The sequence below is a fragment of the Helicobacter sp. TUL genome (assembly GCF_002287135.1).
Taxonomy (GTDB): domain Bacteria; phylum Campylobacterota; class Campylobacteria; order Campylobacterales; family Helicobacteraceae; genus Helicobacter_F.
This window is the reverse complement of sequence record NZ_NESU01000011.1, coordinates 1-16,248: the sequence shown is the minus strand read 5'-3', so window position 1 is coordinate 16,248 and position 16,248 is coordinate 1. Positions and strand designations below refer to the sequence as shown.

Sequence of the window (16,248 nt, the reverse complement as noted above, 5' to 3'; positions counted from 1 at the left end):
GATGATTTACCCAAACACCCTTTTAAAGATAAAATCCACATTTTTTGTATAGTAGGCAAACTCAAAGCAATCGCGGATAATCTGCTCTCCATTGCCACCATTCTTGCTAAGAAGTCCCACAAGTTCAGAATCTGCCAAAAGATATTGCAAATAAAGCGATTCGCCCTTTGCATTAAGCGCAGGTTGTCCCTCTTGCAAACTTTGCCATACTTTCATCGCATTTCTTTGCACGATCTTATAAGCATCTTCGCGACTTACACCGCATTTTGGAAGCTCTAGCAAGATTCTTTGAGAAAAAACTAAGCCACCTGTGAGATTAAGATTTTTTAGCATATTTTTAGGATACACGACAAGCTTATCAATCAAACCTGTAAGGCGCGCAAGCATAAAATCCGTCGTAATAAAACCATCAGGCAAAATAAATCGCTCCACACTTGAGTGGCTAATATCTCGCTCGTGCCACAATGCGACATTTTCCATAGCCGGTAGTGCAAAACTGCGTATCACGCGACAAAGCCCTGTGATATTTTCAGATAAAACAGGGTTGCGTTTGTGTGGCATTGCACTACTTCCTTTTTGTCCTTGGCTAAAATACTCCTCTGCCTCATACACTTCGGTGCGTTGCAAATGTCTAATTTCAACAGCAATTTTTTCACAACTACTTGCTAAAAGCGCCAAATCAGTCATAAGCCGTGCATATCGATCTCTTTGGATAACTTGATTACTTGCTGGAGCAGCCTTTAGCCCTAGATTTGCACATACAAGCTCTTCAAGTTCTATAGGAGTGTGGGCGAGATTCCCCATTGCACCGCTTATCTTGCCTACGCTAATCACCTCCAGGGTAGATTCTAAACTCTGCAAGTGTCGCCCTATCTCATCATACCATATCGCACACACTAAGCCAAAAGTGATAGGTTCGCCATGAATCCCGTGACTTCGCCCCACCATAAGCGTATCTTTGTGTTCATAAGCGCGTTTTTTTATCACTTCACGCAATGCCTTCACATCTTCAATGATGATCTTTAGCGAATCGCGCATTTGCAAAGCCACAGCGGTATCAATCGTATCACTAGAGGTGATTCCATAATGAAACCATCGTGATTCTTCACCTAGAGATTCTGCAACACTTGTAGTAAAAGCAATAAGATCGTGCTTAGTAACGGCTTCTATCTCATCAATTCTTGCGATATCAAACTTCGCATTCTCACAAATTTTCTTACAATCGCAATCAGGAATAAGTCCTAATGTATTCCACCCCTTAACCAATGCCTTTTCTACCTCTAGCCACGCGGAATACTTCGCATTCATATCCCAAAGCTTTTTCATCTCTTCTCTTGCGTATCGCTCTACCATAGCTCCAACCTCATAAACTAAATTTGTCTAAGCAAGTAAATACATAATCCTAACACAAAGCCCCTTAAAAACCATAGCAAAATAGAATCTAAAGTTTGCATAAAGTATAATTCAAGCATATATTTTGTTATTTTAGTTTATTAAGGTATGTGATGCGTATAGCTCTTTTGCAAGTCTCAAAAATAGAATCTCCTCTGTATTTACAATCCTATCTCCAAAATTGTGCCAAGCAAAATGTAGAAATAGTGGTTTTACCAGAATACACATTTGAGCCATTTTTTCGCCATTTGCAATCCCTGCCCTCACCACAACTCATCGCAAGTCATAATGTCAGCATATTGCGACAACTTGTAGTGTTTGCCAAGGAATATAACTTAGAAATTATCGCGCCTATTGTCGTGGATTTATATACCCTCAAGCTCTCAGGCAATCGCCTTTCAAATACATTTTATAAAACAATCGCGCTTATAGATTCACAAGGCTATACATTTTATGTCCAACAACGCCTCATAGATTATCCACATTGGAATGAGCACGCATTTTTTGCCAACAAACACTACAAAAAGCCAAAATTACCCCTCACCATAGAAAGAAAAGGCTTAAAAATCGGTGTCTTATCAGGGTTTGAATTGCATTTTGATGAAATTTTTATCGCTATGAAAGCCCAACCCTATGATGTGCTTATCGTGCCTTGTGCAAATACCTTTGACACACTCACAAGGTGGCGCTCATTATGCAAAATGCGTGCATTTCTTAATTCTTGTGCAATCTTGCGAGTAAATCGCGTAGGGACAGAATATGTCGATAAGACAAGTTGGAATTTTTATGGTGATAGCCTCTATGTCAATGCCTATGGACAAATCGAAGATAGTTTGCAAGATTATGAGGGGTTGATGATTGTCTCACTCCATACAGAATCTATCCAAAAAGCACGAGAAATGTGGCATTTTCATAAACCATTTGCACAGACATAAGCGCAACATGTTATGAAAAAGGAGTTTTTAAACAATGATTATCCACACATATGAATGCCTAGAATCCACACAAACTTTTCTCTTGCAAGGACTAAAATCTGGGACTTTACAAGCCCCTATTTGCATAAACGCACATAGGCAAACACACGGCATAGGCTCAAGAGGCAATACTTGGGAAGAACAACCAAGGGCGATATATTTTTCTTTTGCACTGCCTTTAAGTGCGTTGCCACAAGATCTCAAAATAGAATCTGCATCTATATATTTTGGGTTTTTATGCAAAGAAACACTCAAAAGTTTTGGCTCAAAAGTTTGGCTAAAATGGCCCAATGATCTCTACATAGGACATCAAAAAATCGGTGGTGTATTATGTAACAAATGGCAAGAGTATCTTATCTGTGGCATAGGCATTAATCTATATACCAAAGGCAATAATAGCGCTCCATACGCGACACTAGAGCCAGAAATCAGCGCACGCATAGAGACTATGGATTTTTTACAAAGATATTTTATAAGCGTTGAAAAAAAAATATCTTGGAAGCAAATTTTTAGATTCTATGCGTTAGAATTTCAAAACAATTTTGACTTTGACTTCCATCATAATGGTAAAAAAGTGTCCTTCAAAGAGGCAAAATTGTTGGAAGATGGCGCGATCTGTGTAGATTCACAAATCGTGTATAGTTGTAGATAACACTAAATAAATGGAGTTAGAGAATGTGTGAGGTTATAACCGTTGCAAATCAAAAAGGAGGGGTTGGCAAAACGACGACTGCTGTGAATCTTGCGGCGTCACTGGCTATATCCGAAAAACGAGTTTTATTGATAGATTGCGATCCACAGGGCAATGCAACAACAACATTTAACATTAGACGCACAGATATACAAACAGATATTTATCAGGTTTTGTGTGGGTGCAATACACTCTCTGATGCGATTATTGATTTGCAAGAGATTCCTTTTTTATCGCTCGTGCCTTCAAGCATTGCACTTGCTGGATTTGAAAAAGATTTTTACAACAAAAAAAGTGGGCAAATGATTTTGCGCAATAAGCTTGAAGAAATAAGACATAATTATGATTTTATTATTGTAGATTCTCCACCTGCACTTGGTGCGCTTACCGTGAATGCACTTGTTGCTTCAGATTCTGTTATTGTGCCTATACAATGCGAGTTTTACGCATTAGAGGGCTTAGCACAATTGCTTAACACCGTGAAAGTCATTAGGGATACAAGCAACCCTAATCTAAATATCAGAGGCTTTTTGCCCACAATGTATTCTAGCCAACACAATCTCTCGCGACAAGTTTTTGATGATTTGGCATTGCATTTTCAAAAACACCTTTTTAAAAGTGAAGGAGGAGAATATATTGTAGTGCCTAGAAGCGTGCGATTAGCAGAATCTCCAAGTTATGGGAAACCAATTTTGCTGTATGACGCAAAATCTAGCGGAAGCGTTGCGTATCAAAACCTTGCTGAACTTATCTTAGAAGGCGCGTAATGGCAAAAAAACCTAGAGGTTTAGGACGCGGATTAGACGCTATTTTTGGCGAAGTATCCCAAGCCTATGAAAACAATATAGGCAATTCTGATGCTGCGGTGCTTGAGCTAAGCGTGGAAGTCATCAAGCCAAATCCCTATCAACCAAGAAAATACTTTGAAGAAAATGCCCTGCAAGAACTTGCAGATTCTATCAAAGAGCATGGGTTATTGCAGCCTATTGTCGTATGTGAAGATGATAATGGAGAATATGTCTTGCTTGCTGGAGAGCGTAGGTTGCGTGCTAGCAAATTGGCAGGATTGCCAAATATTAAGGCTATCGTTGCTGATATAGACATTCACAAAATGCGAGAACTAGCGCTCATAGAAAATATTCAACGCGCAGATTTAAATCCTATCGAATTAGCCTATTCTTATCAAGAACTTATTGATGAATACAATATCACACACGAGGAACTTTCTCAAAGGATAAAAAAATCTCGCGCACAAATCACAAACACCCTAAGATTGCTAAGCCTTGAAACATTTGTGCAAGAAGCGCTCATAGAGGGCAAAATTTCACAAGGGCATGCCAAAATTTTAGTGACACTCTTGCCACAAGAACAAAAGTTGGCTTTAGATTCTATCATGGGACAAAAGCTTAATGTGCGCGATACCGAAGCATTAATAAAAACTATCAAAAATCAAAACACGCCAAGTCATACTCCCTCCAAAAAAACACAGATTTCAAGTGAGCTTGATACAGAACTTTTGGAGCAAGCGCGGAGTATTTTGCGCAAAAAGGGTTACAAAACAAGTGTCAAAAACAATCAAATTTGTATAGAATTTTCTCAAGATGTAGAAATTAAGGCATTTATTGAAAAAATTTCTCACTAAATTAAAAAGTTTAAGAAAAATCATAACTTAAATTGTTAAAATACTTGCAAAACCCTATGAGTTTTACAAGTGGGATTATCTATCACACACCAGATAGAATACATTACTAAGGAGTGTCCTAAATGGAAATATCAGTAAATAGCAATCTGATGATTTTAGTATTTTGCTGTTTTGTGCTTTTACTTTTCTTTCTTAATCAATGGTTGTATAAGCCACTTCTCGCATTTATGAATAAGCGTGATGAAATGATTAAAAAAGACTTGCAGAACACACAGGGTAATCTACAAGAAATTACAAAAATCCAAGATGAAATAAACACAATTATAGGGAATGCCCAAAAAGAAGCAAAAGAAATCATCGAGCAAGCAACAGCTAGAGAGAAAAAGCTCATGGAAGAAAAACTAGCTGAAAAAAAAGCCGAGTTAGATTCTAAATTACTAGCTTTTAGAGAAGATTTAGTCAGACAACAAAAAGAACTCAAAGATGATTTAGGCACACATATTGATGAATTTAAACAAAGCATACGCAAAAAGCTTGAGCAAGCATAAAAGAGGAGGAAAAATGAGATATATACTATGTATTGCTTTGGTAGTGATATTACCAAACTTCGCATATGCTTCCGGAGGATTTGAGCAAAGCGATTTTATACCTAGGCTTATAAACTTTGCGTTGTTTATAGCGGTTTTGTGGTATTTTACATTTGCGCGTATTAAGGCTATTTTTACCAATCGTAAGGCACATATAGCTTCCCAACTCCAAGAAATACAAAACAAGCTTCATAAAACACAAAAAGAAAAAGATGAGGCTTTAAAAAAGCTTGAAGAAAGCAAGAAAAAGGCGCAAGAAATCATCGATGTTGCCAAAAAAGAGGTAGCCATCATTTCGCAACGCTTTGCACAGCAAACACAGGCACAGATTCAGTCCCTTATGCAATCAGCACAAACAAATATGGAATTTGAGCAAACAAAGGCTATGCGAGAAGTTGTAGAATCTATGTTGAGCGATATAATTCATGCAAAAGATATGCAGCTTGAGAATAAAGATTATATCCACATCATTACAAAAAGGATTGCTTCATGATAGATTTGGTGGCTAAAAAATATACAAAGGCTATTTTGGACGCATTTTCAGCCAAAGAAATAGAAGACATTGTTGCAATCTTTTCTACCTTTAGCAAGGTTATTGAAGACAAGGCGATATGTAGCTTTCTCTACTCGCCATTTGTTGATAAGGCAAAAAAAGAGAAGCTACTTTTGGAAAGTTTGCGTGTTGATGGAGAAAAATTTGAGAATCTTATTAAGGTTTTGGTTCGTTCAGATAGAATCTCTGCTATACCAGAGATTGCAAAAACACTTGAAAAAAAGATTCTCGCAGACACAAAACACTATGTGGCAGTGCTTAAAATTAAAGAAGAAGTAGATTCTGCGACATTACAAAACATTGCTAAAAGCTTTTCGACAAAACTTAATGTCAATCTTGATGTGCGCCAAGAAAAAACGAGCATTGATGGCATTAGACTAAGCGTAGAAGATCTAGGCATTGAAATCTCTTTTTCCAAAGAGAGGTTTTTTGCTGATTTGACAAATCATATTCTCAAAGCAATTTAATCTAAGACAAGGAGTAGAACGTGGTAGCAAAACTAAAGTCAGAAGAAGTTAGCTCAATCATCAAAGAGCGTATAGAAAACTTTAATATCAGTGTTGATATTAGCGAAACTGGTAAGGTCATTTCCTATGCTGATGGTGTAGCAAAAGTCTATGGGCTTAATAATGTTATGTATTATGAAATGGTTGAGTTTGAAACAGGCGATATAGGCATTGCAATGAGCCTTGAAGAGGCAAGTGTTGGTGTTGTTGTCATTGGTGGTGGCAAAGATATCAAAGAAGGTATCTCTGTTAAAAGACTAAAAAAACTTATGAAGGTGCCTGTTGGAGATAGTGTCGTAGGACGTGTTATCAACACTCTAGGTGAAGCTATTGATGGCAAGGGCGCTATCGAAGCTAGTGAGTTCCGCTTTGTTGAAGAAAAAGCGCCTGGCATTATGGCTAGAAAATCTGTGCATGAGCCACTACAAACTGGAATTAAAGCAATTGATGCACTTGTGCCAATCGGTCGTGGGCAAAGAGAGCTTATCATTGGCGATAGACAAACAGGTAAAACAACAGTGGCTATAGATTCTATCATTAACCAAAAAGGACAAGATGTTATATGTATTTATGTAGCTATTGGTCAAAAAGAGTCTACTGTGGCACAGGTTGTGAGAAAATTAGAAGAACATGGAGCTATGGAATACACAATTGTTGTCAATGCTCCTGCTTCATCTTCTGCTGCTATGCAATTCCTTGCTCCATATACAGGCGTTACCATTGGTGAATATTTTAGAGACAATGGGCGTCATGCACTCATCATTTATGATGATTTGAGTAAACATGCTGTGGCATATCGTGAGATGTCTCTAATCCTTAGAAGACCACCAGGGCGTGAAGCATTCCCAGGAGATGTATTCTATCTCCACTCACGACTCCTTGAGCGTGCCGCAAAACTTAGTGATGATTTGGGTGCTGGTTCTTTGACAGCTTTGCCTATTATTGAAACATTGGCAGGAGATATTTCAGCATATATTCCAACAAATGTTATTTCTATTACGGATGGACAAATATTCCTAGAAACAGATTTGTTCAATTCTGGTGTGCGTCCTGCGATCAACGTGGGCTTGTCAGTTTCTCGTGTTGGTGGTGCTGCTCAGATTAAAGCTACAAAACAAGTTTCAGGAACACTTAGACTTGACTTGGCACAATTTAGAGAGCTACAAGCATTCTCTCAATTTGCTTCCGATCTTGATGAAGTCAGTCGCAAACAGCTTGAAAGAGGTCAAAGAATGGTTGAAGTTCTTAAACAACCTCCATATTCACCGCTTGCTATTGAGAAGCAAATTGTGCTTATCTATGCAGGAGCAAAGGGCTTCCTTGATGATATTCCAGCAAATAAAGTATCAGATTTTGAAGCAGATTTCTATCCATTCTTAGAGGCAAAATTCCCAAAAATCTTGGAAGATATTCGTGCGAAAAAAGCTTTGGATAAAGATACAGAGGAAGAGTTAAACAACGCAATCAAAGAGTTTAAAATAAGCTTTTCTGCATAAGCGAACATAAGGAGTAGTTGATGGGCGGCAATCTTAAAGACATTAGACGTAAGATTACAAGTGTCAAAAACACGCAAAAAACAACGCGTGCTATGAAACTTGTTTCAACTTCTAAGCTCAAAAAAACAGAGGAGTTGGCGAGACGTTCCAGGACATACGCACACAAACTTAATGAGATGTTTGATGAAATTGTTCGCAAGATTCTTATCAAGGGTATGGAGAATATCAATAGTAAATATTTCTTGGGTTCTAAGCCAAGAGAAATTAAAAAAATTGATATTGTCTTTATTACAGCTGATAAAGGCTTGTGTGGCGGTTTCAATCAAGCAACAATAAAAGAAGTTATGCGCCTTATGAAGCACTATAAAGAACAAAATATCAAGGTGCGTTTGCGTGGTATTGGTAAAAAAGGAATTTCATTTTTTACCTTTAATGATGTCGAAGTGCTTGATAAAGTTGTAGGATTGAGTGCTATGCCAACATACGAGGGGGCTGCGCAGTTTATCCAAAATGTTGCAAAGGATTTTTTTGATGGTCTCACCGATGAAGTCATCATTGTCCATAATGGATTTAAAAACATGATTTCACAAGTGTTGCAGACACAGGCTTTGCTTCCATTGACAATCAATATAGACACGCAAAAAGCTCTTGAAGAGCACGATACAATGAGTATAGAATCTGAAGAAACTGAAGATATACTACTCGATCAACTCGCGCAAAAGTATGTAGAATACAATATGTATTACGCACTGATAGATTCTTTGGCAGCAGAGCATAGCGCAAGGGTGCAAGCTATGGATGCAGCCACAAGCAATGCGGGTGATTTGGTAAAAAGTCTTAGTATTGCTTACAACAAAGCGCGTCAAGAGTCTATTACAACCGAGCTTGTTGAAATTAATGCCGGCGTTGAGGCAATGAAATAAACTTAAAGAGGAGAGAATATGCAAGGTAAGATTATACAGGTTATGGGACCAGTTGTTGATATAGAATTTGATTCGTATTTACCATTCATCAATGAAGCCGTAGATGTAGAATTTGATGTAGAAGGTAAAAAGAATAAGCTTGTGTTAGAAGTAGTAGGGCATTTGGGCGATAATCGTGTCCGCACAATTGCTATGGATATGACAGAAGGTTTAGTAAGGGGCGAGAGCGTTAAAGCTCGAGGCAAGATGATTGAAGTGCCAGTAGGTGAAGCTGTATTGGGTAGAATCTTTAATGTAACAGGTGATGTGATAGATGGTGGAGAACCACTTAATACAGACCTTAGATGGCCTATCCACAGAGATGCTCCAACTTTTGATAACCAAAGCACTAAAACTGAAATGTTTGAAACAGGTATCAAAGTCGTGGATTTACTTGCGCCTTATTCTAAAGGTGGTAAAGTCGGATTATTTGGTGGTGCTGGTGTGGGTAAAACCGTGGTTATTATGGAGCTTATCCACAATGTTGCTTATAAACATAGCGGTTATTCTGTATTTGCTGGTGTTGGAGAGAGAACAAGAGAAGGAAATGACCTCTATAACGAAATGCAAGAAGGTGGCGTGCTAGACAAAGTGGCATTATGCTATGGACAAATGAATGAACCACCTGGGGCAAGAAACAGAATCGCATTTACCGGACTTACTATGGCTGAATACTTTAGAGATGAAAAAGGCTTAGATGTGCTTATGTTTATTGATAACATCTTTAGATATGCACAATCTGGTGCTGAAATGTCTGCGCTCTTGGGACGCATTCCATCAGCGGTGGGTTATCAACCAACACTTGCAAGCGAAATGGGTAAACTTCAAGAACGCATTACATCAACCAAAAAAGGTTCTATTACCTCTGTGCAAGCAGTATATGTGCCAGCTGATGACTTGACAGACCCAGCTCCTGCCTCTGTGTTTGCGCACCTTGATGCTACCACAGTGCTTAACAGAAAGCTCACAGAAAAAGGTATTTATCCGGCTGTTGATCCACTAGATTCAACTTCTAGAATCCTTGATCCACAAGTAGTAGGAGAAACACACTACAAAATCGCGACAGGTGTGCAACAAATTTTGCAAAAATACAAAGACTTGCAAGATATTATTGCAATTTTGGGAATGGATGAGCTTTCTGAAGAAGATAAGCAAACGGTGGATAGAGCAAGAAAAATTGAAAAATTCCTTTCTCAACCATTTTTCGTTGCCGAAATATTTACAGGAAGTCCTGGTAAATATGTAACCCTAGAAGAAACACTAGAAGGCTTTAAAGGTATTTTGTCAGGAAAATATGATCATATTCCAGAGAATGCTTTCTATATGGTAGGCAATATCCAAGAAGCACTAGAAAAGGCAGAAAAACTTAAGGCAAACGCATAACATAAGGAGGCTTTAAATGGAAACTTTAATGTTAAGTATCGTAACCCCTTATGGCAAAATATACGATGGGGCTGTAGAATCTGTCGTAATGCCTGGTAGTGAAGGAGAATTTGGAGTATATCCGGGACATTGCAACTTGCTTTCATCACTCAAAACTGGTGTTATCGAGATTTGCAAATCTAGTGGAGATTTAGAGCTTGTAGCTATCAATTGGGGATATGCCGAAGTCTCACCACATAAAGTTGATGTAATAGCTGATGGCGCTGTATCTATCAATGGCAGCGATGAAGATCAAGTAGCCACAGCTATCGAGAATGCTAGAAAACTCCTAGAAGAAGCGAGCAACGATCATGTTGCAATTTCTTCTGTTGTTTCTCGCATAGAGGCTGCTGCACGCATAAAATTTTAGGCTTATCAATGCTCTTTAGTATTAAGCCTAATGAATTTGTGAAACTTACATGAATACTTTTTTAGTCTTTATTGCGCAAAGTCATCCAGTTACGATTGTGGTATTTGGGTGGCTTAGCCTTTATTTCTTGATAACACTTTGGATCTATCTTTATAAAACACTTACTCTTGGTGATTGGCTTTCTAGGGAAAAGCATAATGTTGCACTTCTTTCCACAAGTCCTGTTAGTCTCCCAAAAAACACCATTTTAAATGATTTATTGCTTAGTCGCAATGCCATAGATTCGGATCTCTTGCAAGCTTGGAAAACTAAGGCTTTGCAAAAAGCAACAAGAGGACTTGTGTTTTTAAGTATTGTCTCATCTACTGCCCCTTTTATAGGACTTTTTGGGACTGTGGTAGAGATTCTTGAAGCCTTTTCTCATCTAGGTGGGGGCAATGTATCTTTTGACATCATAGCACCCGTAATTTCCAAAGCCTTAGTAGCTACTGCCTGTGGAATCTTGACAGCTATTCCGGCGTATTCATTTTATCTCCTCCTAAAACGCAAATCCTACAACATAGGAGTTTGTATCCAAATGCAAATCAACCTCATGCTAAGCTCCCAAAGAAGTAATCTATGAGAGAGGAAGAGCTCGATCTAGAGGATAAGCCAGAGCTTAATATCACACCACTTGTTGATGTGATGCTTGTCCTTTTGGCTATCTTAATGATAGGCATACCAACCATTACCTACCAAGAAGATATTACCCTACCTCGCGGATCAAAAAGCAAAAAACTTGCTCAAGATTCTATCCTAGAAATACGCGTAAGCTTAGATAGAAAAGTGTATGTTCGCGATGATGTCTATGATCTTGCAACATTTGGAGAAAATTTTGTGCTAAAAAGCGCACATTTTGACAAAAATATCCCTGTTTTCATACGCGCTGATAAATCTTTGCTGTATGATGATGTTATCTATGTTCTAAAATCCCTCAAAGAATCTGGATTTCTAAAGGTTTCGCTCATCACAGGTGCCTAAATGCGTTTTAATGTTATAATGTTTGTGGCAAGTGGAATAATTGCATTTTGTCTATATGCCTTGCTTCTGCTAGTGTTTGTGGGAGCTTTTCATACACAACCAACCAAATACACAACACTTCAAGAATCTGCAATTACAATCCAAACTATTGACATACAAGCATATCTTGATCTTACACCAAAGCAAGAGCCCAAAGCCCCCACCACCAATCCACTTGAAGGCAGTGGGATAAAGGATATGTTTGCACAAATTGATGCCAACTCTTTTGCAAAATCACAAGAAATAGCTGATGATCGAGAAAAATATGCCCAAAATGCAAAAAAACTAAACGAGCTTGCGCAACAAAGTAAGGATTTGCAACAACAACTCCACGATCTTAACACCACGATTACCATTCAAAATGAAAGCACACAACAAGATGATGGCAAATACGATGAATGGTTTGCAAATATTAGCAAAATTTTACTTGCGCATTGGGATAAGCGCTCACGCTTCCTTGCACGAGATTTAGAGGGTATTGTAGTCTTTGAAATTAATGCACAAGGCAAAATGCACTACATGGTCAAACGCTACACCCTTGATAACGCATTTGATGAGGCACTCGATGCTACGCTTAAGGAGTTAGAAACCTATCCATTCCCTCCTCCAAAACAATCAAAAAGTTTTAGCGTAAGCTTTGGAAGCCTAAAAAGCAAAACCCGCTAAACACAAAAATACACCAAGGCATAACCGCCAACCATCAGCAATATCGCCAACACAAAGGCTAACCCAAACGCCTTACCCCCAGAATCTACAAATTTTTTAAAGTCAATTTGTAAGCCAAGTGCGCTCATCGCCATTACAAGAAAAAATGTAGAGCTTAACTCACCGCTAGTAACAAGCCATTGTGGCAATGTAAAAAGAGAATTGATAATGACCACCCCCAAAAAGCCAAAGGCAAACCACGGAATATGTAAGTTGCGTTTTGATCCACTTGGCGTAGTAGAAAATAGTAATGGCAATATAAGAAGCACAGGTATTAGCAAGAGAACGCGTATCATCTTTATAATCACAGCGATTTTTTCAGCCTCAGGTGAGATTCCGCTCCCTGCACCTACAACATTTGCTACTTCATGCAATGTCGCACCAACATATACACCCCACTGAATCTCACTAAGTCCAAGCGTAGAAATCGCATACACAATAGGATACAAAAACATAGAAATAAGCCCAAAAACTACCACGCTTCCTACTGCGATAATGCCTTTATAGGGTTGAGATTTTATGCTAGATTCTAAAGCAAGGACAGCGGCAGCACCACATATTGCGCTACCTCCACTCACAAGAAGTGCAAGCTCTCTATCAAGCTTAAATACCTTGATACCAATGAATGTCCCAATTACCAAGATTCCAACTACAACACTTACACTAATAAGCGTTCCGGATAATCCCACACTCATAATGCCATCAAAGCTCACACGGAATCCATACAAAATAATTCCTAAGCGTAAAAGCTTTTTGGCACTAAAGACTACACCTGTATCACAAGAACTTTTAGAATGATGATACAAAGATGAGGCAAGGATACCCAAAAGCACACCAATAATCAAAGGTGAGATATGATAACGCACCATAAATTCACACGAAGCAATATACATACTGCTCAAAGAAATAAGCAATACCAATACAAAACCATTAATAAGATTATAAAATGTCCGCATACAAATCCTTTTTGAAAAATTAATGCAAGGGAGGTTGCATTTTTTTAATAGTCCTAATCGTGCTTAATCCATAAATATAATTTGCTGCCACAATCAGTTCTTTTGCTACGCTATGACTAAATGCCAAATCATTGAGCAATGATGTCCCCTCTGCGGTGCTAATGGATTTCTGATAAATAAGAGATTGGATGACAACAAATGCTTCCTTATCTTGTCGTTTAAAAAACTTTTTTGTTGCTTTAGCGTTATTTTCACATCACTCAATTTTTCTTTTGGAGCATGCTTAATGTAATCAATAAAACGCAAAAGATTTGCTAAATCCAATCGTATTTCATCATACACTTCTTGTAGAGCTACATTTGAACCCAAGGCATTTTTACGCATATTTTTTTGCAAAAAACTAATATTTTTTGTTGCCTCGGCTATCTTGCGTGAAGCGATTTGTAATGCCACAATGCGTTTAATATATTCTGGATCTTGCACAAAGGTTTGCAACTTGGTAGAAAAGTCCATAATGGCATTAAAAAGTGATTTTATTTGTGTGTTATAAAATTCTGATACATCAAACTCACGCCTAAACCATTCACGCTTTGCAAGTAATTCTTTAATAGGTGTATCAGATCGAATATCGGTGCGTGAAAATCCGGTGGTATGTGCAATAATAGCAAAAGCATTATCATAGAGGTGTTTTACCTCATTTTCTAATGCATGAATGGCTGTGTCTTTATAGGGTAATAAAGCATCGCTAATAAAAAGTGGCGCGGTATCTTGCGTGCCGTGTCCTTTAATCAAAGTAGTAAGAAATTCTGCAATACGAGGAATAAACATAATAAATAGCACCACCCCAAAGAAATTAAAAAGCGTGTGCCACACTGCAAGACGCAAGATAGAATCTGCACCCAATCCGATAATATCTGAAATAGCATTATTAATCTGCACAAAATAAGAGAAAAAGACTGCTACAATCAGCACCATAACAAAATTAAATATGCAATTTGCTACCGCCAATCTCTTGCCATTGATATTGGTGCTAAAAGAAGCCACAAGCGCAGTTACCACACCACCTGCACTCGTGCCAAGTGTAGCAGCAAGCGCATCTGTATAGCCGATTTGAGATTGTGTATAAGCAGTGATAATGATAGCAAGTGTAGCATGTGAGCTTTGAATTACTGCTGTTATTAATGCACCGATGAAAATAAAACCTACGATGGCTCTATATCCCTCAAGTTTATATTGAGAGAAATCCATCACATCTTTAAATCCCTCAAAACCTAACTTGATATAAAACACTCCAAGAAAGAAAAATCCAAGCCCAGCAAGGATTTTACCCACACCTTTATAAGAACTAGATTTTTGAAAATTAAACAATAATCCACCCACAATAAGTGGTAGCGCCAAAGAAGAAATATTAATGGAAGAAGCCCCAGCAATCAACCACGAACCCGTAGTGTTGCCTAGATTTGCTCCAAAAATCACACCAATGCCTTGAACCAAACTAATAAGCCCTGCGCTCACAAATGATATAGAAAGCACGGAAACAAGGCTAGAGCTCTGCATAAGTGTTGTTACAATCGTGCCAAAAATGATACTTCGCAATGATGTTTTGGTCGAGTTTGTTAAGGTTTTTTCCAAAACACTCCCAGAAAACACCTTAAAACCATCACTTAAAAAAAGCATACCAAAAAGCAAAATCGCCACACCTGCGCAAAGTTTGCCCAACTGCTCATTAACAGCTAACCCATAAATAACACCAAGTATGGCAATTGTAAGAGAATAATGCCTAATGATCGTATAAAAGCGTAACACATCTCATCCTTTATCTTGGTGCAAAAAACCCAAAAAATTACTATCTTTTATAGAATCTAAGGGTTGTTTATTACATACCAAAAAGACTATTTAAGCCCCCATTATTAAGTCCGCCCCTATCAAGCATAAGTGAATAATTCGTGCAAGCACCTTGTATCCCATATTCACACGCAAGCCCAAAAAGCTCTATAGCTCTTGCTTTATTTTGCTTTACACCAAAACCACCATCATACAAAACCCCAAGATTATTGCAGCTTTGCATATACCCACCATCACACGCCGTGGTAAAATATTTGGCTGCATAAAAATAGCTTTGTGCTGCACCCTCTTGACCTGTAGCATAGAGATAGCCTAGATTCCCACACGCTACAATATCCCCTTGCTCACACGCCACATAATTCATCTCAACGATACCCATTTTATCTTTTGTCATACCATACACATTATATGTATTTGTCATCAAACCAAGATTATAACAACCTAAATCATTTCCAAACGTGCATGCTGCACGATATGCTTCCATAGCTTTAGCGTAATCTTTATTTGTCCCTACACCATTAGCATACATCCAACCCAAATTTGTGCATGCCAACCCATCTCCACCTGCACAAGCAATTGCATATAATTCGTGAGCTTGTGCCTTATCTTGCTTCACTCCTTCACCATTATCATAGGCAAGAGCGAGATTCGCACAGGCTACATTATCTCCACCAGCACAAGCTTGAGCATAAAACTTCACAGCCGTATCTGGTTCAGGCACTCCTGTAGTCATACCATACATATAAATAAGTCCACTCCCAAAACATCCAGCGGCATTTCCACCTCTACAAGCCTGTGTAAAAAGTTCCAAAGCCTTGCCATAATCTCCCATTTTTGCAAATGCCATAGCGGAGTTTAATGACGCATTAGCATTTTGCATCATGGCAGTAAAATCATCATAGGGCATACTTGCAGTATTTTGAGAATCTGTGTTGATAGGATCTGTATTTTGGACTACATTATTAGAAGGGGAAGATTCCTGCTTGATAGTCGCATCTGTAGAGTTTTCTGGCTCTGCATACGCGATACCAAACACACATATAATACATATAATCATTTTTTTCATAGCCCACTCCTTTGCATAATAT

The 16,248-nt window shown here is 38.3% G+C and carries 18 protein-coding genes; 14 read left to right on the top strand and 4 right to left on the bottom strand.

Annotation, left to right across the window (positions count from 1 at the left end):
- Positions 1–6 precede the first annotated feature (6 nt).
- The gene (purB, locus tag B9T66_RS05990; protein ID WP_095628086.1) at positions 7–1,353 is read right to left on the bottom strand and encodes an adenylosuccinate lyase; all 1,347 of its coding nucleotides are present in this window, start codon (positions 1,351–1,353) and stop codon (positions 7–9) included.
- A gap of 152 nt (positions 1,354–1,505) precedes the next feature.
- On the opposite strand from purB, the gene B9T66_RS05985 reads away from it, so the two are divergent.
- The 14 genes from B9T66_RS05985 (at position 1,506) to B9T66_RS05920 (ending at position 12,320) form a co-directional block, all read left to right on the top strand.
- Entirely contained in the window at positions 1,506–2,327 is an 822-nt protein-coding gene (locus B9T66_RS05985; RefSeq protein WP_095628085.1) for a carbon-nitrogen hydrolase family protein, read from the top strand.
- A gap of 34 nt (positions 2,328–2,361) precedes the next feature.
- Entirely contained in the window at positions 2,362–3,018 is a 657-nt protein-coding gene (locus B9T66_RS05980; protein ID WP_095628084.1) for a biotin--[acetyl-CoA-carboxylase] ligase, read from the top strand.
- A 23-nt stretch (positions 3,019–3,041) separates the two neighbouring features.
- A complete protein-coding gene (locus B9T66_RS05975; RefSeq protein WP_095628083.1) occupies positions 3,042–3,824 on the top strand; it encodes a ParA family protein in 783 nt (260 codons plus the stop codon).
- On the top strand, positions 3,824–4,699 hold the full coding sequence (locus B9T66_RS05970) for a ParB/RepB/Spo0J family partition protein (protein WP_095628082.1): 876 nt from the start codon (positions 3,824–3,826) through the stop codon (positions 4,697–4,699). The genes B9T66_RS05975 and B9T66_RS05970 overlap by 1 nt, the downstream gene beginning before the upstream one ends.
- Positions 4,700–4,821: 122 nt before the next feature.
- Complete coding sequence (locus B9T66_RS05965; protein WP_095628081.1) at positions 4,822–5,247, top strand: F0F1 ATP synthase subunit B family protein; 426 nt, start codon at positions 4,822–4,824, stop codon at positions 5,245–5,247.
- Positions 5,248–5,260: 13 nt separating this feature from the next.
- Positions 5,261–5,779 (top strand): F0F1 ATP synthase subunit B, encoded by a 519-nt coding sequence (locus B9T66_RS05960; protein ID WP_180763349.1) that lies wholly within the window; start codon positions 5,261–5,263, stop codon positions 5,777–5,779.
- Positions 5,776–6,306, top strand: a complete 531-nt coding sequence (locus tag B9T66_RS05955) for a F0F1 ATP synthase subunit delta (protein WP_095628079.1) — start codon at positions 5,776–5,778, stop codon at positions 6,304–6,306. Before B9T66_RS05960 ends, B9T66_RS05955 begins: the two co-directional genes overlap by 4 nt.
- Positions 6,307–6,326: 20 nt before the next feature.
- Positions 6,327–7,841 (top strand): F0F1 ATP synthase subunit alpha, encoded by a 1,515-nt coding sequence (gene atpA, locus B9T66_RS05950; RefSeq protein ID WP_095628078.1) that lies wholly within the window; start codon positions 6,327–6,329, stop codon positions 7,839–7,841.
- A 20-nt stretch (positions 7,842–7,861) separates the two neighbouring features.
- Positions 7,862–8,764, top strand: a complete 903-nt coding sequence (gene atpG, locus B9T66_RS05945) for an ATP synthase F1 subunit gamma (RefSeq protein WP_095628077.1) — start codon at positions 7,862–7,864, stop codon at positions 8,762–8,764.
- Positions 8,765–8,782: 18 nt separating this feature from the next.
- Positions 8,783–10,186, top strand: a complete 1,404-nt coding sequence (gene atpD / locus B9T66_RS05940) for a F0F1 ATP synthase subunit beta (protein ID WP_095628076.1) — start codon at positions 8,783–8,785, stop codon at positions 10,184–10,186.
- 16 nt (positions 10,187–10,202) lie between these two features.
- Complete coding sequence (atpC, locus tag B9T66_RS05935) at positions 10,203–10,595, top strand: ATP synthase F1 subunit epsilon (RefSeq protein WP_095628075.1); 393 nt, start codon at positions 10,203–10,205, stop codon at positions 10,593–10,595.
- Positions 10,596–10,644: 49 nt separating this feature from the next.
- On the top strand, positions 10,645–11,217 hold the full coding sequence (locus B9T66_RS05930; protein ID WP_095628074.1) for a MotA/TolQ/ExbB proton channel family protein: 573 nt from the start codon (positions 10,645–10,647) through the stop codon (positions 11,215–11,217).
- On the top strand, positions 11,214–11,615 hold the full coding sequence (locus B9T66_RS05925; RefSeq protein ID WP_095628073.1) for an ExbD/TolR family protein: 402 nt from the start codon (positions 11,214–11,216) through the stop codon (positions 11,613–11,615). The genes B9T66_RS05930 and B9T66_RS05925 overlap by 4 nt, the downstream gene beginning before the upstream one ends.
- Entirely contained in the window at positions 11,616–12,320 is a 705-nt protein-coding gene (locus B9T66_RS05920; protein ID WP_095628072.1) for a TonB C-terminal domain-containing protein, read from the top strand.
- Here B9T66_RS05920 and B9T66_RS05915 read toward each other — a convergent pair.
- The 3 genes from B9T66_RS05915 to B9T66_RS05905 all read right to left on the bottom strand — a co-directional run bounded on the left by B9T66_RS05915 (position 12,317) and on the right by B9T66_RS05905 (position 16,226).
- Positions 12,317–13,315: a YeiH family protein gene (locus tag B9T66_RS05915; RefSeq protein ID WP_095628071.1), complete on the bottom strand. Its 999-nt coding sequence runs from the start codon at positions 13,313–13,315 to the stop codon at positions 12,317–12,319. The genes B9T66_RS05920 and B9T66_RS05915 overlap by 4 nt on opposite strands.
- 105 nt (positions 13,316–13,420) lie before the next feature.
- Complete coding sequence (locus tag B9T66_RS05910) at positions 13,421–15,121, bottom strand: Na/Pi cotransporter family protein (protein WP_257874629.1); 1,701 nt, start codon at positions 15,119–15,121, stop codon at positions 13,421–13,423.
- 70 nt (positions 15,122–15,191) lie between these two features.
- Positions 15,192–16,226 carry a tetratricopeptide repeat protein gene (locus tag B9T66_RS05905; RefSeq protein ID WP_095628123.1) on the bottom strand — a complete coding sequence of 345 codons (1,035 nt, stop codon included), beginning with the start codon at positions 16,224–16,226 and terminating at the stop codon, positions 15,192–15,194.
- Positions 16,227–16,248: the final 22 nt, after the last annotated feature.